Raw genomic sequence first — 21,736 nt, 5'->3', positions numbered from 1 at the left:
TCATGACCACAGCACATACAGCGCAGAAGGCCAAATCCCCAATCGTGGAAACACGAAACATGAACGTGATCCACAAGACCCGCACGGGCAAGCTGTTTCGCCCAGACACTGTGCACGCCAACAAGGACGTGAACTTCCACGTCCACCGCGGCGAGGTTGTGGGCATCGTGGGTGAGTCGGGCTGTGGCAAGTCCACGCTGGCCAGGGTTCTTGTTGGCCTGCAAAAGCCAACAAGCGGCGAGGTGTACTTCAACGGACAGCTCATGAGGGGAGGGGCGCGGCAGCGTAAGGAGCTCGGCCGCACCGTCTCCGTGGTCTTCCAAGACCCGGCAACCGCGCTGAACCCCCGCATGACGGTGAAGGAACAGCTCCTCGACCCGCTGCACGTCCACCACGTTGGTGATGAGAAGTCCCGGATGAAGCGCGTCCAGGTGCTGCTGAGCCTGGTGGGCTTGCCGCAGTCGGCGCTCGACGTCCTGCCGCGGCAGATCTCGGGCGGCCAGCGCCAGCGCGTGGCAATCGCCCGCGCCCTCGCGCTCGAGCCGGACCTCATCATTGCCGACGAACCCACCTCAGCCTTGGACGTTTCAGTCCGTGCCCAGGTGCTCAACCTGCTCACGGACCTCCGCTCGGAGCTGGGCCTGGGTTTGGTGTTCATTTCCCATGACATCAACACGGTGCGCTACGTCTCTGACCGCATGTGCGTGATGCTCAAGGGGGAAATCATTGAGGAACAACCCACTGAACAGCTTTTTAGCAACCCTCAGCAGGAGTACACGCGCACGTTGCTCGCTGCTACCCCAACCCTGATTTAAACCGCTTTTCCGCCTGGGAACCTTGTTTCCTGCGGCGCCCTGGCTGCGTCGGAGGTCTTCTTGGCAATCTTCCCAGCGCAGGAAGCACTACCTCTAAGGAGTGAGATGTCTGCAATTGTTCATGGCGTGGTGCCTCCGGTGGTCACCCCGCTGCACGCTGACCGAACGGTCGATTTTCAGGGGCTTTCCGCGGTGGTGGATCACCTGCTCGCGGGTGGGGTGCACGGCCTGTTCGTGCTGGGTTCCTCCGGCGAGGTGGCGTTCCTGAGTGACAAAGAGCGTGAGGCCGTGATCACTGCGGTGGTGGAGCAGGTGCAGGGGCGTGTGCCGGTGTACGCCGGAGTGATTGACATGCAAACCAACCGCGTGATCCAGCATATTCGCGCCGCCGAGCGCGCCGGGGTGGATGCAGTGGTTGCAACCGCGCCGTTCTACGCGATCACTGGCCCCGTTGAGGTGGAGGAGCATTTCCGGCAGTTGCATGCGGCGACGTCGCTGCCGATCATCGCCTATGACATCCCCGTGTGCGTCCACACCAAGCTCTTCCCGCAGATGCTGGTGCGCCTCGGCGTGGATGGCGTGCTCGCCGGCGTGAAAGATTCCTCCGGCGACGACGTCTCCTTCCGCCGCCTGGCCGCCCAAAACAAGGCCGCCGGGCACCCATTGACGCTGCTCACCGGCCATGAGGTGGTTGTGGACGGCGCATACATGGCGGGTGCCGACGGCTGCGTCCCCGGCCTGGGCAACGTAGACCCAGCCGGCTACGTCCGGATGTGGGACGCCTACCAAGCCGGCGACTGGGAGACGGTCCGCAAGGAGCAAGACCGCCTGGCCGCGCTGTTTGAGATCGTGTTCCAACCTGTGGGCAAGATCGGCCCGGCCGCGGGCGTGGGCGCGTTCAAAACGGCCCTGGAGCTCATGGGGGTCATCGAGAGCAATCTCATGTCCCAGCCGTTGCCGCCAATTTCCGACGCCCCCAGCCGCCAAGCAATCTCCGAGATACTCCGGGGAGCCGGGGTGCTCTAGCGGTGCTGTCCTATTTGCGCGCGGGCAGGCCAGTTCCGGAATCGGAACTGGAGCCTGGGCCTGGGCTTCCGCTTCGGGGGCGGCTGATCGCACTACACGGGGTGACGGACTCCGCCGCTTCCCCGTGCGGGATCGCCGAGCACTTCGGAGACCAGTGGGATGTGTTGCTGGTAGACCACCTGGGTCACGGCCTTTCGCCACGGTTGAGCCCGGCCCAGCTTGAGGACCCAATCCAAGCGATGGTGGAGGCCGTGGAGCAGCTCCTCGAAGCGCTGAACCTGCCAGCCGCACCCACCTTGCTGTGGGGTCATTCCATGGGCGGGGCAGTGGCAGCCCACCTCGCGGTGCGCCATCCCGAGTGGTTCACCGCCCTGGTCCTGGAGGACCCGGCATTGCTCACCGATAGCCAGTACCAGCAGTATCGGCAGGCGGGCACTCGGGAGCTCACCGAGTTCCAACGCGCCGACCTCCCCGCAGCCATCAGTCGGCTCACCTCGGCCTACCCACACTGGTCCTCTGCGGAGGTGGCAGGATGGGCCCAGGGCAAAGCACAGGTTGATTTGGAGTTTTTGGCAACGGGTATCGTCGGCGAGCTTGACCCAAGTCTCAGGCTTCTGGATCAGCTCCAGGTTCCCACGCTACTTCTCACCGGCGACGCCCCCGACGTCCTCATCGGCCCCAACCGCCTCGCAGACGCACCGGCCCATGTGCAGACCGTCCTCATCCCGCAGGCCTCACACACCGTGCGGCGCGACCAGCCGGGGGCGGTCTATGCAGCAGTAGAAGCCTTCATCCCCTCATGGACAAATCTGCTACCTTCGCCGTTGGCGTCGGGGAGTTCAGAAGCTGAACTCCGCCGTTAGTACTGCCTCGGCGGGTGCCCGGAGGCGATGGACACGCGATTAAAGGCGTTCATGGTCACCACCACCCACTCAAGGGCAGCTACCTGCTCCTCGGCAAAGACTTTGCAGGCTTGCAGTGCGGCGTCGCCGTTGCGTTGGCCCTCGGGTAGCAGGGTGAGTTGCTCGGCGAGCGCGAGGGCGGCACGTTCCTGCTCGGTGTAGAGCTCTTCGGCTTCACGCCAAGCCACCAGCAGATCCAGCTTCACCTCGGCCACCCCGGCCTTGCGGGCGCGAGGGGTGTGGATGGAAAGGCAATACGCGCAGCGGTTAAGTTGGCTCACACGAACGCACACAAGCTCCACTAACGCGTTCGAAAGGTCCACATCGGGGTAGAGGTCGCGCAGCTTCGCGCCCGCCCCGACCAGTTGCTTATACACATCGGGGAAATACTTATCCAAGAACGGGGTCTTGGGTTCATTGGCTGGTGTAGTCATGGTGTCTCCAGTTCTCGGCGCAGGGCTCACAAACACAGGGCTCACAAACACAGGGCTCACAAACACAGGTTGAGCAGGCGCGAAAGGCGCAGCGTCAAAAGCGAGTTCTAGTAGTAGTAGGGGAAGTCATCCCAGTTCGGCTCACGCTTTTCCAAGAACGCCTGCTTGCCTTCGGCGGCCTCGTCGGTCATGTATGCCAGGCGGGTGGCTTCACCGGCGAAGACTTGTTGGCCCATGAGGCCGTCGTCGGTGAGGTTGAAGGCGAACTTCAGCATGCGCTGCGCGGTAGGGGACTTGGTGTTGATTTCGCGGGCAACTTGGATGGCTTCGTTTTCCAGTTCGGCGTGGTCGGCAACAATGTTTACTGCGCCCATGCGCTGCATCGTTTCGGCGTCGTAGGTGCGGCCCAGGAAGAAGATCTCGCGGGCGAACTTTTGGCCAACCATCTTGGCAAGGTATGCGGAGCCGTAGCCGGCGTCGAAGGAGCCCACGTCGGCGTCGGTTTGCTTGAAGCGAGCCTCCTGGCGGGAGGCGATGGTGAGGTCGCAGACCACATGCAGGGAGTGCCCGCCGCCGGCCGCCCAGCCGTTCACCACGGCGATCACCACTTTGGGCATCGTGCGGATGAGGCGTTGTACCTCCAGGATGTGCAGACGTCCGCCTTCGGCCTTGGTGCGTGCCTCGTCCACGGTGTCGGCGGTTTCACCGTCGGCGTAGCGATACCCGGACTTGCCGCGGATGCGCTGGTCGCCGCCGGAGCAGAATGCCCACCCGCCGTCTTTTTCCGCGGGGCCGTTGCCAGTGAGCAGCACGGTGCCCACGTTGGGGCTGCGGCGGGCGTGGTCGAGCGCCTGGTAGAGCTCGTCCACGGTGTGGGGGCGAAACGCGTTGCGCACCTCCGGGCGGTCAAAAGCAATGCGCACCGTGCCGTTGCTGCGGCCCTCGCCGCGCAGGCGGTGGTAGGTGATGTCGCTGAAGTGCTCAAACCCCGGAACCTGCTCCCATAGTTGCGAGTTGAAGGGGTTGTCGGTGGAGTATTCGCGGCCGCGTTCGCCTTTGATCACAGTCATGCACCCCATCATAAGAGGTACCCACATAAGATGTACCCATGCCCGCACACCCCAATCACGAACACCCGGTTCTTCCCAAGCCCCCCGTATCCGAGCTCCTCGAACGCGCCCATGTGGTGCGCTTGCCCATGCGCGTGCCGTTTCGCGGGGTCACCGAGCGCGAGGTGATGCTGATCGAAGGCCCCGCCGGCTGGGGCGAGTTCGGGCCTTTCCTGGAGTACGGGCCGCAGGAATCGGCGGCGTGGCTGGCAAACGCGCTGGAAATGGCCTACGTTGGCCCGCCCGCTCCGGTGCGCAGCCGCATCCCGATCAACGCCACAGTCCCGGCGGTTGCCCCCGAGCAGGTTGCAGAAGTCCTCGCACAGTTCCCCGGCTGTAGCACGGTGAAGGTAAAGGTTGCGCAGCAGGGGCAAAGCCTTGCCGACGACGCCGCCCGGGTTGCAGCCGTGCGCGAAGCCAACCCGCTCGCGAAGATTCGCGTAGACGCCAACCGGGCGTGGACTGTTTCCCAAGCCCTCGAAGCGGCGCGTGCGCTCGGGCCGCTGGAGTACATGGAACAGCCCTGCGCAACGGTCTCGGAGCTTGCCGAGTTGCGCACAACGCTGCAGCGCAGCGGACTGTTTGTGCGGGTTGCCGCGGATGAGTCCATTCGCCGTGCCGAGGACCCCTATGAGGTAGCCAGGCAGCACGCGGCGGATGTAGCGGTGATCAAGGCCGCCCCGATGGGCGGGCCGCGCAAGGTGCTTGAGGTGGCGGAGTATTTCCGCGCCCGCGGGTTGGACATCACCATTTCCAGCGCGTTGGATTCAGGTGTTGGCATGAACGCGGGTATCGCGGCCGTGGCGGCCCTGCCGGCGCACACCGATGATGAGGACTTCGACGTCCCCCCGGCAGCAGCGGGCCTGGGCACCCAGGGGTTGTTCCTGGAGGATGTCACCGCAGCGCGTGAACTGGTGGACGGCCACCTCCAGGTGGAGATGCTGGCCCCGGAGCAAGCGCGTTTGGAGGCGCTGCGCGCCCCGGATCGCGTGGATTTCTGGAATGAGCGCCTGCGCCTGGCCTATGAGGTGCTAGAGAATCTCTAGCTCGGTGAGCAGCTCGCGGACCTTCTGCTCCACCTGGTCTGCGATTTCCCGCACCGTTTCCAGTGGTTGCTGCGCTGGGTCGGCGATGTCCCAGCGGACCAGGCGCTGGCCGGGAACGCCCGGGACTTCGTCCACGCCCATGAGGACTACCACGTCAGAGGCGTGCACCACGCGGGGAACGATGCCCTTTTGGTAGAGGTGCTCGTGGTCGATATTGCGCTCTCTGAGCACCTCAATCACGGTGGGGTTGATGCCGCCTTCGGGGTTCAGGCCCACGGAGCGGTACACCACTTTCTCCCCGGCGAGGTGGCGGGTGAGCGCGGCGGCGAGCTGGGAACGCCCGGCGTTGTGCTCGCACACAAAAAGGATTTCTTTGCGGGTGTCGCTTGCTTTGCCTTGCTCGTCTGCGCGCAACTGGAGGGATTCGCTGGCGTCGCGCTCCACCAACACGGGGACAAAATCAGCAATGCGGGCATCCCTGTGCTTATCAATAGCACCATCTACTTCAGCGTCGATGGTTGCCGCATCAAACAGGTGGCCGTAGCGGCGGTGGAGGTCCTCACGAACGATTGCAAATTTGTCGATCATTCCCAAAACAGTACAGCCACAGCCAGCACTTATACTAACCGAATGACAATCAACCCAGCCGATGCTCACTCCACCATCACCGTGCGCGGTGCCAGGGTGAATAACCTCAAAGACCTCGACGTCGATGTGCCCAAACGCCGCCTCACCGTGTTCACTGGTGTCTCCGGCAGCGGCAAGTCCTCCCTGGTGTTCGGCACCATCGCCGCGGAATCGCGCAGGTTGTTCGATGAAACCTACTCAGCCTTCATTCAGGGTTTCATGCCTTCGCTGCCGCGCCCAGACGTGGACGTGCTGGAAAACTTGAGCCCAGCGATCATCATTGACCAGGAGCGCATGGGCGCCTCCATTCGCTCCACGGTGGGCACGGCAACGGATGCAAACGCCCTGCTCCGCCTCATCTTCTCCAGGCTTTCCGAGCCACACGTTGGCACCTCCGGCATGTTTTCCTTCAACCTTCCGGAGGGCATGTGCCCCGGCTGCGAGGGCACCGGCGAGGCTGCAACCCTGGATGAGTCCGTGTTCCTAGACCGCACAAAATCCCTCAACGAAGGAGCGATCAGCGCGCCGGGCTTCGCGGTGGGGGAGTGGTATTGGAAAACCTATGGCGAAATCCCTCAGTTGGACCCCAACAAGGCCGTTGAGGATTTCAGCGGCGAGGAGCTGGAATTCTTCCTTTACGCGCCGAGCCAAAAAATCAAGGTAGAAGGCAAGAACCAAACCTATGAGGGGCTGGTCACCCGCATCCGCCGTCTGTGGATCGACCGCGCCGAACCACCCAAAGCCAAGCAGATCGTGGACTTTGTGCAGCGCGTGTCCACCAAAGCCACCTGCCCGGAATGTGGCGGCGCCAGGCTCAACGAGGCAGCGCGCACGGCCACAGTAGCAGGCCGCACCATCGCGCAGTGCCAGGCGATGCAGGTCAGCGAGCTCAAAGAATTCATTGAGGGTATCGACGCGCCCCAGGTCCGCCCCGCCCTGACGTCGCTCGGCGCGATTCTGGAGGCCATGGATCAGGTGGGCTTGGGTTACCTGTCCCTAGACCGCCAAGCCGGCACGCTGTCCGGCGGCGAAGCGCAGCGCGTGAAGATGGTCCGCCACCTAGGTTCCCCGCTCACGGACGTGACCTATGTGTTTGATGAACCCACGGCCGGCCTGCACCCGCATGACATCACCCGTATGAACACCCTGCTGCAGCAGATCCGCGACAAGGGCAACACCGTGCTGGTTGTGGAACACAAGCCGGAGGTCATCGCCATCGCTGACCACATCGTGGACATCGGCCCCGGTGCCGGTGAAGCCGGAGGCACCCTGCTCTACGCGGGGGACGTTGCGGGCCTGGGGGCGTCGGAAAGCATCACCGCACGCTACCTCACGCGCGACGTAGAGCTGAACACCAACCCTGCGCAGGGCAAGGGTGTGCTGCACGTGGGGCCGGTGAGCGCGAACAACCTGGAAAACGTTCAGGTAGAGGTGCCGCGCGGGGTGCTGAGCGTGGTCACGGGCGTGGCCGGCTCCGGCAAGTCCACTCTCATCGAGCTCGGTTTGGCGGGCGATCCCGACGTCCTCGTGGTGGATCAAAGCGCGATCCGCGGCTCCCGGTGCTCCAGCCCCTCCACCTACACTGGGCTGCTGGACAAGATCCGCAGCAAGTTTGCCAAGGATAACGGGGTGAAACCGGCGCTGTTTTCCGCGAACTCCGAAGGCGCGTGTGAGATTTGCGGCGGGCTTGGCGTGACGTACATGGACCTGGCCATCATGGCCGGCGTGTCCAGCCCCTGTGAGGCCTGCGGCGGCAAGCGCTTCAAGGAGGAGGTGCTGCAGTACACGGTGAGCGCGCCCAAGGGTGGCGAGAGCTACAACATCGCGGAGGTGCTGGATATGTCTGTGGCACAGGCGGCAACGGTGTTCACTACCGGCGAGGCCGCAAAGATTCTGCGCCGCCTCCAGCAGGTGGGCCTCGCGTACATCCGCCTGGGGCAGCCGCTGAACACGCTGTCCGGTGGCGAGCGCCAACGCCTCAAGCTGGCCGCGCAGATGAATGATGCCGCTTCCGTAATCGTGCTCGACGAACCCACCACCGGCCTGCACCTCGCAGACACCCAGACCATCATCACCATGCTGCGCAGCCTCGTGGACGCCGGTAAAACCGTGATCGCGATCGAGCACAATGTGGCCGTGATGGCCGCCGCGGACCACATCATCGACATGGGCCCAGGTGCCGGCGCGGCGGGCGGCAAAGTGGTGTTCCAGGGGCCTCCTGCGCAGCTCGTGCAGGCAGACACCCTCACAGGGCACGCGTTGAAGGAGGCGGTTGCGGCTGGGGCTGCTGGGGCTCGAGTGTAAAATCCCTGGCATGACTTCATCGCCGCAGCTCGCCCGCCTCGTTGTCGCCGCCCTCGCCACACACCTCGACCATGTGGTGATTTGCCCAGGCTCGCGCAACTCCGCACTCTCCCTGGAGCTGCTTGCCCGCGAGGACATCCGTGTGCACACGCGTATCGACGAGCGCAGCGCCGCCTTTTTGGCACTGGGCATCGCGCGCGCAACGGGGCAGCCGGTGGGGGTTGTCACCACCTCAGGGACGGCGGTCGTCAACTGCGCCCCGGCCATGGTGGAGGCCGCGTATTCCCACACCCCGCTGGTGGTGATTTCCGCGGACCGCCCCGCCCGCCTCCAAGGCACCGGCGCGAATCAAACCATCAACCAGCAGGATATCTTTGCCTCCGCCGGGGTTCCTACCACCACAATTGCTCATGAGGGGGAAGTGGCTTTTCTCCACCAAGCCCTGCGCCGCGGCCAAGCGCACCTCAACATTGCCCTGGACACCCCACTCGTGGCGGGCCTGCCGGCCCCTGCGGGCGGCGCGGTGAAGCAGCGTTTCCGCCCACCGTTCCACGACCACGGCACGGCCACCCTGGACCTTTCCCGCAACACCCTGGTGATTGCAGGTGATGAGGCCTGGGAGGTGCCGGGCCTGGAGGACGTGCCCACCATCGCCGAGCCCACCGCACCGGCCCCCTTCGTGCCGGTGCATCCGCTGGCAGCAGGCATTTTTGCCCACGAGCAGGTGAGCGCCGAGGGCTATGTGGTGCGCACCAAGCCGGAACAAGTGGTGGTGGTTGGCCACCCAACGCTGCACCGCGGGGTGCTCGCACTTATCCAAGATCCGGACATTGAATTGGTGGTGCTGAGCCGCACGGACACGGTCACGGACCTCGGCCGAGGGGAGCGAACGGTGGCCAGCAACCTCAAAACCACCGGCGCGCCCACCAAGGCGTGGCTGGAGATCTGCGCGGCGGCCTCAGACCTCGCGGCCCAGGCCGTGCGCAACACACTCGCCGAAGACCACGGCTTCACCGGCCTGCACGCAGCCGCCGCAGTGGCGGACACCCTGGGCACCGGCGACACCCTGCTGCTTGGTTCCTCCAACCCGGTCCGCGACGCCTCCCTGGTGGGCCTGCCGTTCCCCGGAGTGGACACCATCGCCGCGCGCGGCGCAGCGGGAATCGACGGCACCGTCTCCCAAGCCATCGGCGTGGCGCTCGCCGTGCAGGCCGCCAACCGCGAGGAGGTGCGCGCCCCCCGCACCGTTGCCCTCATGGGTGACGTCACCTTCCTCCACGACGCGCCGGGCCTGCTCATCGGCCCGGATTCGCCCCTGCCGGAAAACCTCACCATCGTGGTGGCCAATGACAACGGCGGCGGCATCTTCCACACACTCGAGGTGGGCGAATCTCAATACGCGCCTTCCTTTGAGCGAGCCTTTGGCACCCCGCACAACGTGGACGTCGAAGCCCTGGCTCAGGCCTATGACGTGGAATATATGCGCGCCGAGAACCTGCAGGAGCTCATCACCTCCCTCATGGACACCACGGAGGTGGCAGGGTTCCGCATCATTGAGGCCACCACCAGCCGCGAGGGCTTACGCGAGCTCCACAAGCAGCTCCAGGCCCAGGTGCGCATGGGAAGCATGGGTTAGGCCGTGCCCCCGCAAGCTCATGAGGGGAATGTGCGGCGCATGCACCGCAACGTGCACCGCAGGCTCCACCAGCTCATCATGGCGCTGAGTGTTGCGGTGACCATCGGCTGCATCGCCATGGTGGTGGGCCCCTGGCTCAACGACCGCACGATCGACTCCAACCCCGGCCGCGCCTTGGCCACCGTGCAGGCGGTGACGCTCACCAGAACCACCGTGGAGTTCCAGGATCAAAAGGGTTTCAGCCATAGTCCACGGTCCGGCCTGTTGTACCCCACCGGTTTGGGGGTGGGCCAGAGAGTGTGGGTGAATTACGCCCTGGACAACCCTGAATTAGTCAAGGTGGAGGGCCGTTCTTGGACCCTTTCTGTCATCCCGGCGCTGAGCGTGTGGGTGAGTTGTGCTGCGGTGTTGGCCGCTCTGTGGTGGACTACTTCTTGGCACAGGCAACGCCAAGCCGCCCAAGCCTCCCAAGCGGCTAGCGAAAGTGAGCAGGGTTCGCAGGAAAGGACATGATCCATGAGGATCGCCATCATCGCAGAGAGTTTCCTCCCGAACTTCAACGGGGTTACCAATTCTGTGGTGCAGGTGATCCCCTTCCTGCGCGCTGCAGGCCATGAGGTGATCGTGATCGCCCCCGCGGCACGGGATCACCATGAGGAAGTCTCGCAGATCCATGGGGCGTCGGTATTGCGTGTCCCCACGATCATGATGCCTCGGATCAATTCCCTGCCGCTGGGGCTGCCGCTGCCGACCCTGCGTGAGCACCTCGCCGAGTTCGCCCCGGACGTGATCCACCTGGCCAGCCCGTTTTTCCTCGGCGGCTTCGCGGCGTTCGTGGCTTCGCAGATGGGCGTGCCCACCGTCGCTGTGTTCCAGACGGACATCGCGGGTTACACCGGCCGCTACCACCTGGCCCCTCTGGAACGCGCCACCTGGGCATGGACCCGCGCCTTCCACAATCGCTGCGCGCTCACTCTCGCGCCTTCCACCGCCACCATCGAGGTCCTTGAGCGCCACGGCATTGAACGAGTGCATCGTTGGGCGAGGGGAGTGGACACCGAGCTCTTCCAGCCCAAACAAGCGTGCCGACGCAGCACCAAGATCACAGTGGGCTACGTGGGCAGGCTGGCTGCGGAAAAAGGGGTGCACCGGCTGGGGGTCCTCGCGGCTGACCCAAGGTTTCGGGTGGTCATCGTGGGCGATGGCCCCGAGCGGGAAGCCCTCCAACGGCACATGCCCAACGCCACATTCCGCGGAGCGCTATTCGGCGAGCAGCTCGCGCAGGCCTACCGGGACTTCGACGTCTTCGTCCACCCCGGCGAATTTGAAACCTTCTGCCAAACCATCCAAGAGGCCCACGCCAGCGGCGTGCCCACCATCGCCCCGAACCAGGGAGGCCCCAAAGATCTCGTGGTGCCGGGCCTCAGCGGCGAGCTGCTGCCGGTAGACAGCTTCACCCAGGAGCTTCCCGACGCCGCCCAGCGCGCCTTTGAATACGCGAACCCTCAGTGTATCGCCGCCTCAGTGGCCAACCGCCGGTGGGAAGACAAAGCCCACGAACTTTTAGGCTTTTACGAGCTGGCAACCGGAGGGGCGGCCCACGAGCAGCGCTGGTTCGATAGACTGTTACACCGTGGCTAAAGCATCCCTTGATAAGAAACCCTTTGACGTTGCGCGCATGTTCGACGCCGTGGGCAAGAACTACGACATCACCAATACGGTCCTCAGCTTTGGCCAAGACCGCATGTGGCGGCGCAAAACCCGCGAGCGCCTGAACCTCCGCCCGGGCGAGCTGGTGCTCGACCTCGCAGCGGGCACCGCGGTGAGCACTGAGGAACTGGCCACCACGGGGGCATGGTGCGTGGCCTGCGACTTCTCCCAGGGAATGCTGGCCGCTGGCGCCCACCGCCAGGTGCCCAAAGTCTGCGGCGACGGCATGCAACTGCCCTTCCCGGACAACACCTTTGACGCCGTGACCATCTCCTACGGGCTGCGTAACATCCAAGACTTCCGCCAGGGCCTCAAGGAACTCGCCAGGGTCACCAAGCCCGGCGGGCGGCTCACAGTTGCGGAGTTTTCCACCCCTGTGGTGCCGGTGTTCGCCACCGTCTACAAGGAATATCTCATGAGGGCGCTGCCAGTGATTGCGCGCGCGGTGTCCAGCAACCCAGAGGCCTACGAGTACCTCGCCGATTCCATCCGGGCCTGGCCGGACCAAGAAGACCTCGCACAGGCAATCAACGAGTGCGGCTGGCAGGACTGCGGCTGGCAAAACCTCACCTTTGGCATCGTGGCGCTGCACTCCGCCATAAAGCCAGCTTAAGCGTCCCCCTTAAGCGTCCCACAGCGGGCGGCTGCCGCGGAACCGTTGCATCGCGGCCCCCGCGCTGCGCCACGCTCGAGCCACGAGGTCCGTATCCTCCTGCGTCACCAGATTGCCCATGAGGCGGGCGGCGGCGGGCATGATCGCCTGGCCTAGGCGCCCGCGCAGCGCCAGCGGCCCCGTCAGGGGAAGGAATTGCGGGTAGGTGAGCAGCCGCGCGGCGGTACGGGCCAGAAGGAAGGCCTCGCCGTAGTGTTGGCGCAGCGTGTGCGGCCACACCAGGGTGAGGTCTTTGTGCTCGTCAAGGTGTTCCACGGCGAGCGCCGCGGTTTCCATGCCGTAATCGATGCCCTCGCCGTTGAGGGGGTTCACGCAGGCGGCGGCGTCGCCGATCATCATCCAGTTCGGGCCGGCCACATTGCTCACCGCACCTCCCATGGGAAGCAGGGCGCTGGTGACCTGTTGCGGGGTGCCAAAATCCCATCCGTCACCGCAGGTGGCGGCGTAGTGGTGGAGCAGCTTTTTGGTGTTGATGCGCGCCGGGCGGGACTCGGTGGACAGGGCGCCGCAGCCCACGTTTGCTTGGCCGTTGCCCAGGGGGAAGATCCACCCGTAGCCGGGTTGGATGCCCCCTTCGGGGTCGCGAAGTTCCAGGTGTGAGTGGATCCACGGTTCGTCGTGACGCGCCGTGTCGCAGTAGGAACGCGCGGCGATGCCATACACCTCCCCGCGGTGCCAGGTGCGCCCCAGGGTCTTGCCGAAGGTGGAGCGGACGCCGTCGGCAACCAGCACAAACTTTGCGCGTACAGTGTGGCCGTCGGCGAAGGTTACGGAGTCGAGCCTGCCGCCGCGGAAGTTTGGGGTGCGTGCCGCAACGCCGCAGCGCACGGCGACTTCCGGCAGGCGCTGGGCGGCGTCGAAAAGCAATTGATCGAACTCGCGGCGCGGCATGGCTGAGCCCACCTGCCCGAAGCTGGAGTTGGGCCAGGGCACTGTTTGGGAGCCGCCGAATCCATGCAGCTTGAGGCCCTGGTTGTGGTAGCGGGAGGTGACGTCGATGCCGAGGGCGCGCAGTTGCGTGATCGCGCGCGGGGTGAGGCCGTCGCCGCAGGTTTTGTCCCTAGGGAAGCTCGCTTGGTCGGTGAGAAGTACGGAAAATCCCCGACGAGCTGCGTGGATGGCAGCGGCCGCGCCACTGGGGCCTGCGCCGATGATGAGCACATCCACGGCATTGCTTGGGGCTTGTTCGGGAACAGTCACCCCATCATTGTGCAAGAAAAACCGCGTCATGTGTATCTGACCTCGCCAATCGACTACGGTAAAGGGGTTAGTAACCGCCGCATCAGCAACAAAGAAACCACCGGGAGTTTTTCAACGATGAGCAACGCCTCCGCCTTGCACGCTCCGCTTGAGTTCGGTGACCCACAACTAGGCGAGGCCATCGCCCGCGGAATGGAGCAGACGGAAGCCCTGCTGCTCAAGGAGCTCAGCATGGGAGAAGACTTCCTTGTGGAGAAGGTCAAGCACCTCGCGCTGGCCGGCGGGAAGCGCTTCCGCCCCATGTTCACGCTCCTGGCCTCCCAGTACGGCACCCGCCCCGGCTGCGAGGACGTGGTAAAGGCGGCGGTGGTTGTGGAAATGACCCACCTGGCCACCCTTTACCACGACGACGTGATGGATGAAGCCGAGCGCCGCCGCGGCGTGGAGTCCGCAAACTCCCGCTGGAACAACTCCGTGGCCATCCTCGCCGGCGACATCCTCCTGGCCCACGCCTCCCGCCTCATGTCCGAGCTCGGCGTGGAAACCCTGGCACACTTCGCCGAAACCTTCGGGGCACTGGTCACCGGCCAAATGCGGGAAACCGTGGGCGCGCGCGGCGGCGACCCAATCGAGCACTACCTCAAGGTCATCGAGGGAAAGACTGGCGTGCTCATCGCCTCCGCAGGCTTCCTGGGCGCCCTGCATTCCGACGCCTCCGCCGCACACACCAAGGCCCTACAGGGGTTCGGCGCTGCGGTGGGCATGGTGTTCCAGATCGTCGATGACATCATCGACATCTTCTCCAACCCCGAAGAGTCCGGCAAAACCCCAGGCACCGACCTCCGCGAAGGCGTGTTCACCCTCCCCGTCCTCTACGCCTTGGCCGAGGACACCGAGGTAGGCGAGCAGCTCCGCGGCCTGCTCACCGGCCCACTCACCAACGACGCCGACGTCGAACGCGCCCTCACCCTCCTGGGGCAATCCACCGGCCGCGAGCGCGCCCTCGCTGACGTGCGCCGCTACCTCGACGAAGCCGACCGCCACCTCGCCGACCTCCCCGACCTCCCCGTCACCCACGCCCTGCGCCAGCTCGCGCACTACACCGTGGAGCGCGTGGGCTAGCGCCGCCGGTTGCCTGCTGCTGGGGTAGGTGCTGGGATTGCTGCTGGGGTAGGTGCTGGGATTGCTGCGGTGACCTGCTGATTTGCAAACCCCCGCACTGCTCATAGTAAAGTGTTGAACGCACCACATGCTGGTGCGCGCCAGGTTGCCCGAGCGGCCAAAGGGAGCGGACTGTAAATCCGTCGGCATTGCCTACAGAAGTTCGAATCTTCTACCTGGCACAACGAACCACACCGGAAACGGTGTGGTTTTTGTTTTGTGTGCAATGGGGTCGGGTCCGTGGCTTGATGGGGGAGGGCGAGTGGGGCCGGGCGCGCGCCCTAGGAAGGACACTTCCGCACTTGTTGGTGCGCGTTTGATGAAAGGTTTCCTGGTTAGGGTTCGCTCTGGGTAGTTTGTCGGCTCCGGTTCGGAGGGTGCGCCTAAGGAGGACACTTTCGCGGTAATCGGTACAAACTTCGGCAAAGGTGTCCTGGTTCGGGTTACGCAGGCATACGCAACACCCGCAACCAAGACGCCCACAACCAAGACGCCCACATCCAAGGCTCCCGCAGCCAACGCCCACAACAAAACCTACATTTTTGCCCATCTGCCTGCTGATTTGTGTTCTTTGTGTGTGTCGGGTTAATCTTTGTGAGGCTTCAACGGAGCGGGCCGGTGTAAACCGGTGCGAATTGAAGAGGCTAGGCCCCCTTAGCTCAGTCGGCAGAGCGTTTCCATGGTAAGGAAAAGGTCGACAGTTCGATTCTGTCAGGGGGCTCTGTTCTTTTATCTGGGGTGCAGCTCCAGGTGAGAGAGATCTGGCGGTGTAGCTCAGTGGTAGAGCAAGCGACTCATAATCGCTGTGTCGCGAGTTCAATTCTCGCCATCGCTACGAGGATTGTTTCCTGCTACACTGCAGGAGCAACCCAGCCATAGGGGCGTAGTTCAATTGGTAGAGCAACGGTCTCCAAAACCGTAGGTTGCAGGTTCGAGTCCTGTCGCCCCTGCAAATCAAGGCCACCTTCCATAAGGGAGGTGGCCTTTGCAATGCGCCCAGAACGAAACCCGGAACTGCGCCCAAAGCAATACCCGCACAAATTTGGTATAGTAGTGCAGTTATGTGGCTGTTCCGTGGTCACCTGAGATTTTTTGAGGAGAGCTGTGAGCGATCAACAGCCTGAAAACGTGGAGGCACCTCGCCCTACCGGTAAGCGCCAGTTGGCGGGCGTGAGCACTACTTCTACGGCTTCCTACGAATCCAAGCGCGTCGTCCCTGCAGAGGCGGAGGAGAAGAGCGGCAATAAGGTCGTGAACTTCCTGCCTGAGGTTGTCCAGGAGATGCGCAAGGTGATTTGGCCTACTGCGAAGCAGATGGTGAATTACACCTTGATCGTGTTTGCTTTCCTCATTTTGATGACCGCCCTCGTCGCTGGCGTTGACTTCATCGTGGGCCTGGGAGTTGAGCGAGTGCTCACCTAGGCGCTATACTGGCAGCTAGTTTCTTCCCGCCGAATCCCAAGCACATCGCTTAGGCCGGCGGGATACGTTTTTCGTCTACACGCAGGAGAGACCAGCATGAGCAGCGAATCCACCACGGGCTCCTTCGCCGAGGCCTTCGAAGAGGCCGTCGATCAAGCAATCGAGGCAACCACGGTTGCCGACGCGGCCCAGGCCGAAGCCGAAGAAGCAGCAATCGCGGCAGGGGAGGCTGAGGAGCAGCCCGTTCAGGAGGCTGACTACGAAGCTGCCATCGCCAGCGAGCAGGCCGAACAACCTGAGGGTGAGGAGCCAGCGGACGAGGATGCTGAGTACAAGGCTCGCCTGCGCAAGTACACCCGCGAGCTGAAGAAGCTGCCTGGCCAGTGGTACATCGTGCAGTGCTACTCCGGCTACGAAAACAAGGTGAAGACCAACCTTGACATGCGTGTGCAGACCCTCGAAGTGGAAGACTCCATCTATGAGGTGGTGGTCCCCATCGAGCAGGCCCTGGAAATTCGCGATGGTAAGCGCAAGCTCGTGAAGCGCAAGCTGCTGCCGGGTTACGTGCTGGTTCGTATGGACATCAACGACCGTGCCTGGTCCGTGGTGCGCGACACCCCAGGTGTGACCAGCTTCGTGGGCAACGAAGGCAATGCCACCGCTGTAAAGCACCGCGACGTTGCCAAGTTCCTCATGCCACAGGAAGCCCTCGCCGCTGGTGCGGACGCAGCCGCCACCAACAACGAGGGCGAGAAGGTTGTGGCAATGCCAGGCGAGTCCACCAAGCCAAAGGTTGCCGTGGACTACCAGGTGGGCGAGGCCGTCACCATCCTCACCGGCGCATTGGCCAGCGTGTCCGCCACCATCAATGAGATCGACCATGAAAATGGCAAGATCCAGGCCCTGGTGTCCATCTTCGGCCGCGAGACCCCAGTGGAGCTCACCTTCGACCAGGTGGAGAAAATCTCTTAGCAGCCCCTCCCGACGCCGCCAGGCCGCCGCAACCACGCAGCGCCTTTGGCGGCGTCGTTTTGCTGTGCTAGGCTGGCTCCTTGCGCCTTGTGCGCACATATTCATTCATCCTCCGGTGGCTTGCGAAGGCGGGCATCCGGGCGTCACCAGGCTCAATCCATCAGGTTTGGGGGCGTGAACCTCAGGAAAGTTGGTACAACTGATGGCTCCAAAGAAGAAGAAGGTCACTGGCTTCATCAAGCTGCAGATCGAAGCAGGCCAGGCAAACCCAGCCCCACCAGTGGGCCCAGCTCTTGGTGCTCACGGCGTGAACATCATGGAGTTCTGCAAGGCTTACAACGCTGCAACTGAGTCCCAGCGTGGCAACGTGATCCCTGTTGAGATCACCGTCTACGAAGATCGCTCCTTCGACTTCAAGCTGAAGACCCCACCAGCAGCCAAGCTGCTGCTGAAGGCCGCTGGTCTGCAGAAGGGCTCCGGCGTTCCACACACCCAGAAGGTCGGCTCCGTGACCATGGATCAGGTCAAGGAAATCGCTCAGACCAAGATGGAAGACCTCAACGCCAATGACATCGAGAACGCTGCGCGCATCATCGCCGGCACCGCTCGTTCCATGGGCATCGAGGTCAAGGAATAGTTTTTCACCCGTGGGAGGGCCCGCTTCGGCCCGCACCACATAAAATCAAAGGATTTTTACAATGAGCAAAAGGTCTAAGGCGTACAACGCACAGGCTGAAAAGGTAGATCGCTCCCGCCTCTACAGCCCACTCGAGGCTGCAAACCTGGTGAAGGAGACCTCCTCCAAGAACACCGACGCCACCGTGGATGTTGCAATCCGCCTCGGCGTTGATCCCCGCAAGGCTGACCAGCTTGTTCGCGGCACCGTCTCCCTGCCAAACGGCACCGGTAAGACCGTGCGCGTGGTTGTGTTCGCTGCTGGCGAGAAGGCAACCGAGGCTGAGGCTGCAGGCGCAGACGCAGTTGGCTCCGACGATCTGATCGAGAAGATCACCGGCGGCTGGACCGACTTCGACGTTGCAATTGCAACCCCAGACCAGATGGCAAAGGTGGGCCGCGTTGCCCGCGTGCTCGGCCCTCGTGGCCTCATGCCAAACCCTAAGACCGGCACCGTGACCACCGATGTGGCCAAGGCAATCGCTGACGTCAAGGGCGGCAAGATCTCCTTCCGCGTGGATAAGGCTTCCAACCTCCACGCAATCCTCGGCAAGGCTTCCTTCGGTGCTGAGGCACTGGCTGAGAACTACGGCGCGCTCATCGACGAGCTCAACCGCATCAAGCCATCCTCCTCTAAGGGTGTCTACATCAAGAAGGTCACCATGACCTCCACCTTCGGCCCAGGCGTTCCTGTGGATCCTTCTGTTCAGAAGAACTACACCGCCTAACAAACGGCTCATGCACTGCCCTCCCCACCACGCGAATGGGGGAGGGCAGTTGCCATTTCAGGAGAGCTTATGAACGCCCAAACAAGCGGCTTCGCCGAACAATGCGCTAGGCTCTGTTTCAGTCCCAAACCCAAACTGGAGGAAGACGTATGACCTATCCCAACGATCCATTTGCAAACCAGCCAGGCGATCCGAACCAGCCTTACAACCCGCAGACCCCAGGTTCTGGAGCCGGCTTCGGTTTTGGTGGCACCCGCCCGGAGACGTACCTCGTGTGGACGATCCTGTCCACTCTGCTGTGCTGTTTGCCATTGGGCGCCGTGGGCATTTACTACTCCACCCGTGTGGACCGCTACTGGGGTGAGGGTCGTTTCGCAGAGGCGGAGGACGCATCCAAGAAAGCCAAGAATTTTGCAATCTGGAGCGCCGTTGCCGCTGTGGTTGTGATGGTGGCGTACCTTGGATTCGTGTTTTTTGTTGGCGCATCCGGGATGTTGGACGACCCAACCCTGTAGAACGCATACACGAACACAACAGTGGATCTCCAAACCCGCCTCACGCACACCCCAGTTGGCCCGGCTCTCGCAGCAGCCGCGGCTATCTGCGGGTGTGCGTTCATTTACGCCGCGGACCCCACCACCCCAGGTGGCCCCATTCCGGTGTGCCCCACAAAGGCGCTGTTCGGCTTCAACTGCCCAGGATGTGGCTCCATGCGGATGCTGTATTCCCTCATGCATTTCGACGTGCCCAGCGCCCTTCACTACAACGCCCTAGGGCTGCTTGGGGTGGTCCTGGTGGGCTGGAGTTTTGTAGCGTGGGCCCTGGCTACGGTGGGGCGCCGGATTCCGCGGTGGGAGCATGCGCCGGGCGCGTCGTACATTCTGGGAGCTGCGCTGCTGCTGTGGTTCGTGCTGCGGCTCCTGCCGTGGGAACCTTTTGTGAATTTGCAAGTGTGAATGCATTGCGCTAGGGTAATCCGGTGAAGTTTGAAAGGGCTTGAATGCCCTCGCTCAAGTTTCACCAAAGACCGTCGGTTAGCGCGAAAGCGCTCGAAGGATTCCACCCCAATGGAACGGCCCACGCAGGAGTTACTTCAGCCGGAATCTTGCAGAAGATTGTGTGCCCTGTGCTCTTGCACGGGGTTTTTTGTTTGGCCAATTTTGGTCTGATGGAAAGCCTCGGCGGATGAACATGAAAACGTACATGAGGAAGGAGGCGAAGTAATGGCAAACCCGAAGAACGAACAATCTCTTGCAGAGCTCAAGAACCGCTTTGCTGAGACCGATGCATTCGTGCTCACTGAGTACCGCGGTCTGACCGTGGCTCAGACCACCGAGCTGCGTCGCGCTCTGGGTGCTGATGTCCAGTACTCCGTCGCCAAGAACACCCTTCTCAAGATCGCCGCTAAGGAAGCTGGCGTGGAGGGCCTGGACGAGCAGTTCGTTGGCCCAACCGCTGTTGCTTTCATCAAGGGCGAAGCTGTGGATGCCGCAAAGGCTCTCAAGAAGTTCGCTTCTGAGAACAAGGCATTTGTGGTCAAGGGTGGCTACATGGACGGCAACGCACTGAGCGCTGCTCAGGTGGATGCTATCGCCGAGCTGGACAACCGCGAGACCACTCTCGCAAAGCTGGCTGGTGCCATGAAGGGCAACTTGGCAAAGGCCGCTGGCCTGTTCAACGCTCCTGCTTCCCAGGTTGCACGCCTCGCGGCTGCACTCCAGGAAAAGAAGGACGCGTAAAGGCTGCCCGCCTTAAGGGCAACACTTTTCACACATACTTCGGTGCAAGGCCAGCGAGCGGAGCACCACCCAAGAAAGGAACACCATTATGGCTAAGCTCACCAAGGACGAGCTGATTGAGGCTTTCAAGGAGATGACCCTGATCGAGCTCTCCGAGTTCGTTAAGGAATTCGAAGAGGTCTTCGAGGTTACCGCTGCTGCTCCAGTTGCAGTTGCTGCTGCAGGCGCTGCCGGTGGCGACGCTGCTGCTGCCGCTGAGGAGAAGGACGAGTTCGACGTTGTTCTTGAGGACGCTGGCGCTAAGAAGATCGGCGTGATCAAGGCTGTTCGCGAGATCATCTCCGGCCTGGGCCTGAAGGAAGCTAAGGAGCTCGTTGAGGGCGCACCTAAGGCTATCCTCGAGGGCGCATCCAAGGATGACGCTGAGGCTGCTAAGGCTAAGCTCGAAGAGGCAGGCGCAAAGGTTACCCTCAAGTAATCACTTGCTTTTTCCACTCCTCCGCCACACGGCGGGGGAGTTTTTGCATGTCCGCCCCTAACATCCGCAGGGACTTGAGCTGCACGCACCGCGGGTGCGGGCACCCATTGGGTAGAATCAGGCCTTATGCTTCCGAAGTCGCGCATTATTTCCGTGTTGGTCATGGGCCTGGGGTTGGCCCTGGTTGCCTGGGGGATTCTATGGCCGCGGATGGTCACCATGGATGCACGGCTGCCCCTGGACTTGGAGCACACCACATTCAGCTTGGTGGACCCGGCCGCCGAGGTAGCCAACGCGGAAGACCCAACTGCAACCCGCACCACCGAGCTCACCCGCCAGGTGCACTTTGATCTACAGCCGCCGGTAAACAAAGACACGGTGGCGGTGCGGGCCGGGGTGAGCGTGTTCGCCGGGCCAACAGATGCGTTGGACAACCTCCAAAGCGCCAGCGTGTGGTCCTACCAGATGGAACGCGCCAGCGGTATGCCCACCACGGAAGCAACGGTGAGCACCCAACTCGCTAGCCCCACTGAAGAGGTCCCGTTGGATGGCCTCTGGCTGAAGTTCCCTACGGACGCCCAGCAAACGGAATACCCGGTGTTCGACCCCGTGCTGCGCACCTCCGCCCCCGCCATCTTCACCGAAGAACTCGATCAAGACGGCAGGGTAGTGTACCGCTACCTGCAGGAAATCGAGCCGGTGAACCTCGCCCAAACCACCGGGGTCATAGGCTCCGCGCTCACAATCGGCGAGCAGCAAGTAGAGCTCTATTATCAGGCCACCCGCGAGTTCACTGTGGACGCCACCTCCGGGCTCGTGCTCAACATCCATGAGCAGGTGGACAGCTATTACGCACAGCAGGACGGGCAGCGCGTGGCAACGGCACTGCGTACCGACGCACAGATGTCCGAACAAGACCAGGCGGCCATGCGGGCTCAGGCCGCAGGTGTGTCGGACGGCAACATTGCCCGTATGAGTAACTACATTGTGATCGGAGTCGGCGCACTCCTGGCAATGCTCGGCCTGATAGGTGCCTACACGGGAGGCAGGCGCCAAGAAGGGAATGAAACACGCTAGGC

General features: G+C 62.9%; 23 protein-coding genes and 4 tRNA genes. 23 read left to right on the top strand and 4 right to left on the bottom strand.

From position 1 onward, the window contains the following. The first annotated feature begins 2 nt into the window (after positions 1-2). The 3 genes from NQ018_RS02535 to NQ018_RS02525 all read left to right on the top strand — a co-directional run bounded on the left by NQ018_RS02535 (position 3) and on the right by NQ018_RS02525 (position 2,704). A complete protein-coding gene (locus tag NQ018_RS02535) occupies positions 3-815 on the top strand; it encodes an ABC transporter ATP-binding protein (protein ID WP_257052976.1) in 813 nt (270 codons plus the stop codon). Positions 816-920: 105 nt separating this feature from the next. After that, on the top strand, positions 921-1,841 hold the full coding sequence (locus NQ018_RS02530; RefSeq protein WP_257058135.1) for a dihydrodipicolinate synthase family protein: 921 nt from the start codon (positions 921-923) through the stop codon (positions 1,839-1,841). A 2-nt stretch (positions 1,842-1,843) separates the two neighbouring features. Further along, positions 1,844-2,704 (top strand): alpha/beta fold hydrolase, encoded by an 861-nt coding sequence (locus NQ018_RS02525; protein WP_257058130.1) that lies wholly within the window; start codon positions 1,844-1,846, stop codon positions 2,702-2,704. Here NQ018_RS02525 and NQ018_RS02520 read toward each other — a convergent pair. Together NQ018_RS02520 and NQ018_RS02515 are read right to left on the bottom strand one after the other, a co-directional pair. Beyond that, the gene (locus NQ018_RS02520) at positions 2,701-3,177 is read right to left on the bottom strand and encodes a carboxymuconolactone decarboxylase family protein (protein WP_257058127.1); all 477 of its coding nucleotides are present in this window, start codon (positions 3,175-3,177) and stop codon (positions 2,701-2,703) included. The two genes, NQ018_RS02525 and NQ018_RS02520, sit on opposite strands and share 4 nt — an antisense overlap. Before the next feature lie 107 nt (positions 3,178-3,284). Continuing rightward, complete coding sequence (locus NQ018_RS02515) at positions 3,285-4,247, bottom strand: 1,4-dihydroxy-2-naphthoyl-CoA synthase (RefSeq protein WP_257058124.1); 963 nt, start codon at positions 4,245-4,247, stop codon at positions 3,285-3,287. A gap of 38 nt (positions 4,248-4,285) precedes the next feature. Between NQ018_RS02515 and NQ018_RS02510 the strand changes: the two genes are divergently transcribed. After that, positions 4,286-5,332 (top strand): o-succinylbenzoate synthase, encoded by a 1,047-nt coding sequence (locus NQ018_RS02510; protein WP_257058122.1) that lies wholly within the window; start codon positions 4,286-4,288, stop codon positions 5,330-5,332. On the opposite strand, the gene NQ018_RS02505 is transcribed toward NQ018_RS02510, so the two are convergent. Continuing rightward, on the bottom strand, positions 5,318-5,920 hold the full coding sequence (locus NQ018_RS02505; protein ID WP_257058121.1) for an arsenate-mycothiol transferase ArsC: 603 nt from the start codon (positions 5,918-5,920) through the stop codon (positions 5,318-5,320). The genes NQ018_RS02510 and NQ018_RS02505 overlap by 15 nt on opposite strands. A gap of 42 nt (positions 5,921-5,962) precedes the next feature. On the opposite strand from NQ018_RS02505, the gene NQ018_RS02500 reads away from it, so the two are divergent. Genes NQ018_RS02500 through NQ018_RS02480 form a run of 5 tightly spaced genes read left to right on the top strand, consistent with a single transcriptional unit; the run spans position 5,963 to position 12,222 of the window. Beyond that, positions 5,963-8,263, top strand: a complete 2,301-nt coding sequence (locus NQ018_RS02500) for an ATP-binding cassette domain-containing protein (protein ID WP_257058120.1) — start codon at positions 5,963-5,965, stop codon at positions 8,261-8,263. A 10-nt stretch (positions 8,264-8,273) separates the two neighbouring features. Then, a complete protein-coding gene (menD, locus tag NQ018_RS02495; protein WP_257058119.1) occupies positions 8,274-9,899 on the top strand; it encodes a 2-succinyl-5-enolpyruvyl-6-hydroxy-3-cyclohexene-1-carboxylic-acid synthase in 1,626 nt (541 codons plus the stop codon). 39 nt (positions 9,900-9,938) lie between these two features. Continuing rightward, on the top strand, positions 9,939-10,412 hold the full coding sequence (locus tag NQ018_RS02490) for a DUF3592 domain-containing protein (RefSeq protein WP_257058117.1): 474 nt from the start codon (positions 9,939-9,941) through the stop codon (positions 10,410-10,412). A gap of 3 nt (positions 10,413-10,415) precedes the next feature. Next, on the top strand, positions 10,416-11,540 hold the full coding sequence (locus tag NQ018_RS02485; protein ID WP_257058116.1) for a glycosyltransferase family 4 protein: 1,125 nt from the start codon (positions 10,416-10,418) through the stop codon (positions 11,538-11,540). Continuing rightward, positions 11,533-12,222 carry a demethylmenaquinone methyltransferase gene (locus tag NQ018_RS02480; protein ID WP_257058115.1) on the top strand — a complete coding sequence of 230 codons (690 nt, stop codon included), beginning with the start codon at positions 11,533-11,535 and terminating at the stop codon, positions 12,220-12,222. Before NQ018_RS02485 ends, NQ018_RS02480 begins: the two co-directional genes overlap by 8 nt. A gap of 9 nt (positions 12,223-12,231) precedes the next feature. Here the strand turns inward: NQ018_RS02480 and NQ018_RS02475 are convergent, their stop codons facing one another. Next, complete coding sequence (locus NQ018_RS02475; RefSeq protein WP_257058113.1) at positions 12,232-13,512, bottom strand: geranylgeranyl reductase family protein; 1,281 nt, start codon at positions 13,510-13,512, stop codon at positions 12,232-12,234. Positions 13,513-13,599: 87 nt separating this feature from the next. Between NQ018_RS02475 and NQ018_RS02470 the strand changes: the two genes are divergently transcribed. From NQ018_RS02470 to pgfA, 14 genes are all read left to right on the top strand, one after another. Then, positions 13,600-14,604, top strand: a complete 1,005-nt coding sequence (locus tag NQ018_RS02470; RefSeq protein WP_257058111.1) for a polyprenyl synthetase family protein — start codon at positions 13,600-13,602, stop codon at positions 14,602-14,604. Positions 14,605-14,743: 139 nt separating this feature from the next. Then, a tRNA-Tyr gene (locus NQ018_RS02465) sits at positions 14,744-14,825 on the top strand. A 466-nt stretch (positions 14,826-15,291) separates the two neighbouring features. Next, positions 15,292-15,364 (top strand) — tRNA-Thr (locus NQ018_RS02460). A 42-nt stretch (positions 15,365-15,406) separates the two neighbouring features. Then, positions 15,407-15,478 (top strand) — tRNA-Met (locus NQ018_RS02455). A 42-nt stretch (positions 15,479-15,520) separates the two neighbouring features. Beyond that, positions 15,521-15,593 (top strand) — tRNA-Trp (locus NQ018_RS02450). A 154-nt stretch (positions 15,594-15,747) separates the two neighbouring features. After that, positions 15,748-16,065, top strand: coding sequence for a preprotein translocase subunit SecE (secE, locus tag NQ018_RS02445; protein ID WP_257058109.1), 318 nt, complete (start codon positions 15,748-15,750; stop codon positions 16,063-16,065). Between the two features lie 96 nt (positions 16,066-16,161). Beyond that, positions 16,162-17,037, top strand: a complete 876-nt coding sequence (gene nusG, locus NQ018_RS02440; RefSeq protein WP_257058108.1) for a transcription termination/antitermination protein NusG — start codon at positions 16,162-16,164, stop codon at positions 17,035-17,037. A gap of 202 nt (positions 17,038-17,239) precedes the next feature. After that, positions 17,240-17,674 carry a 50S ribosomal protein L11 gene (gene rplK, locus NQ018_RS02435; RefSeq protein WP_257037469.1) on the top strand — a complete coding sequence of 145 codons (435 nt, stop codon included), beginning with the start codon at positions 17,240-17,242 and terminating at the stop codon, positions 17,672-17,674. A gap of 61 nt (positions 17,675-17,735) precedes the next feature. Continuing rightward, positions 17,736-18,440, top strand: a complete 705-nt coding sequence (rplA, locus tag NQ018_RS02430) for a 50S ribosomal protein L1 (RefSeq protein WP_257037470.1) — start codon at positions 17,736-17,738, stop codon at positions 18,438-18,440. 149 nt (positions 18,441-18,589) lie between these two features. After that, complete coding sequence (locus NQ018_RS02425; RefSeq protein ID WP_257058107.1) at positions 18,590-18,955, top strand: CD225/dispanin family protein; 366 nt, start codon at positions 18,590-18,592, stop codon at positions 18,953-18,955. A 21-nt stretch (positions 18,956-18,976) separates the two neighbouring features. Then, positions 18,977-19,396 carry a DUF2752 domain-containing protein gene (locus tag NQ018_RS02420; RefSeq protein WP_257058104.1) on the top strand — a complete coding sequence of 140 codons (420 nt, stop codon included), beginning with the start codon at positions 18,977-18,979 and terminating at the stop codon, positions 19,394-19,396. A gap of 267 nt (positions 19,397-19,663) precedes the next feature. After that, positions 19,664-20,179, top strand: a complete 516-nt coding sequence (gene rplJ, locus NQ018_RS02415) for a 50S ribosomal protein L10 (protein WP_257037473.1) — start codon at positions 19,664-19,666, stop codon at positions 20,177-20,179. Positions 20,180-20,267: 88 nt separating this feature from the next. Then, on the top strand, positions 20,268-20,657 hold the full coding sequence (gene rplL / locus NQ018_RS02410) for a 50S ribosomal protein L7/L12 (protein ID WP_257037474.1): 390 nt from the start codon (positions 20,268-20,270) through the stop codon (positions 20,655-20,657). Positions 20,658-20,783: 126 nt separating this feature from the next. Further along, positions 20,784-21,734 (top strand): cell envelope lipid trafficking protein PgfA, encoded by a 951-nt coding sequence (gene pgfA, locus NQ018_RS02405; protein ID WP_257058100.1) that lies wholly within the window; start codon positions 20,784-20,786, stop codon positions 21,732-21,734. Positions 21,735-21,736 lie beyond the last annotated feature (2 nt).

The organism is Corynebacterium kozikiae (genome assembly GCF_024580965.1).
Classification (GTDB): Bacteria; Actinomycetota; Actinomycetes; order Mycobacteriales; family Mycobacteriaceae; genus Corynebacterium; species Corynebacterium kozikiae.
This window is presented reverse-complemented; position numbering and strand designations above follow the sequence as displayed.

Bases quoted from the DNA above. Each gene is read 5' to 3' on its own strand.
- NQ018_RS02535 (WP_257052976.1), top strand. From the start codon at position 3: ATGACCACAGCACATACAGCGCAGAAGGCCAAATCCCCAATCGTGGAA.
- NQ018_RS02530 (WP_257058135.1), top strand. From the start codon at position 921: ATGTCTGCAATTGTTCATGGCGTGGTGCCTCCGGTGGTCACCCCGCTG.
- NQ018_RS02520 (WP_257058127.1), bottom strand. From the start codon at position 3,177: ATGACTACACCAGCCAATGAACCCAAGACCCCGTTCTTGGATAAGTAT.
- NQ018_RS02515 (WP_257058124.1), bottom strand. From the start codon at position 4,247: ATGACTGTGATCAAAGGCGAACGCGGCCGCGAATACTCCACCGACAAC.
- NQ018_RS02510 (WP_257058122.1), top strand. From the start codon at position 4,286: ATGCCCGCACACCCCAATCACGAACACCCGGTTCTTCCCAAGCCCCCC.
- NQ018_RS02505 (WP_257058121.1), bottom strand. From the start codon at position 5,920: ATGATCGACAAATTTGCAATCGTTCGTGAGGACCTCCACCGCCGCTAC.
- NQ018_RS02500 (WP_257058120.1), top strand. From the start codon at position 5,963: ATGACAATCAACCCAGCCGATGCTCACTCCACCATCACCGTGCGCGGT.
- menD (WP_257058119.1), top strand. From the start codon at position 8,274: ATGACTTCATCGCCGCAGCTCGCCCGCCTCGTTGTCGCCGCCCTCGCC.
- NQ018_RS02490 (WP_257058117.1), top strand. From the start codon at position 9,939: ATGCACCGCAACGTGCACCGCAGGCTCCACCAGCTCATCATGGCGCTG.
- NQ018_RS02485 (WP_257058116.1), top strand. From the start codon at position 10,416: ATGAGGATCGCCATCATCGCAGAGAGTTTCCTCCCGAACTTCAACGGG.
- NQ018_RS02475 (WP_257058113.1), bottom strand. From the start codon at position 13,512: ATGACGCGGTTTTTCTTGCACAATGATGGGGTGACTGTTCCCGAACAA.
- NQ018_RS02470 (WP_257058111.1), top strand. From the start codon at position 13,600: ATGAGCAACGCCTCCGCCTTGCACGCTCCGCTTGAGTTCGGTGACCCA.
- nusG (WP_257058108.1), top strand. From the start codon at position 16,162: ATGAGCAGCGAATCCACCACGGGCTCCTTCGCCGAGGCCTTCGAAGAG.
- rplK (WP_257037469.1), top strand. From the start codon at position 17,240: ATGGCTCCAAAGAAGAAGAAGGTCACTGGCTTCATCAAGCTGCAGATC.
- rplA (WP_257037470.1), top strand. From the start codon at position 17,736: ATGAGCAAAAGGTCTAAGGCGTACAACGCACAGGCTGAAAAGGTAGAT.
- NQ018_RS02425 (WP_257058107.1), top strand. From the start codon at position 18,590: ATGACCTATCCCAACGATCCATTTGCAAACCAGCCAGGCGATCCGAAC.
- rplJ (WP_257037473.1), top strand. From the start codon at position 19,664: ATGGCAAACCCGAAGAACGAACAATCTCTTGCAGAGCTCAAGAACCGC.
- rplL (WP_257037474.1), top strand. From the start codon at position 20,268: ATGGCTAAGCTCACCAAGGACGAGCTGATTGAGGCTTTCAAGGAGATG.
- pgfA (WP_257058100.1), top strand. From the start codon at position 20,784: ATGCTTCCGAAGTCGCGCATTATTTCCGTGTTGGTCATGGGCCTGGGG.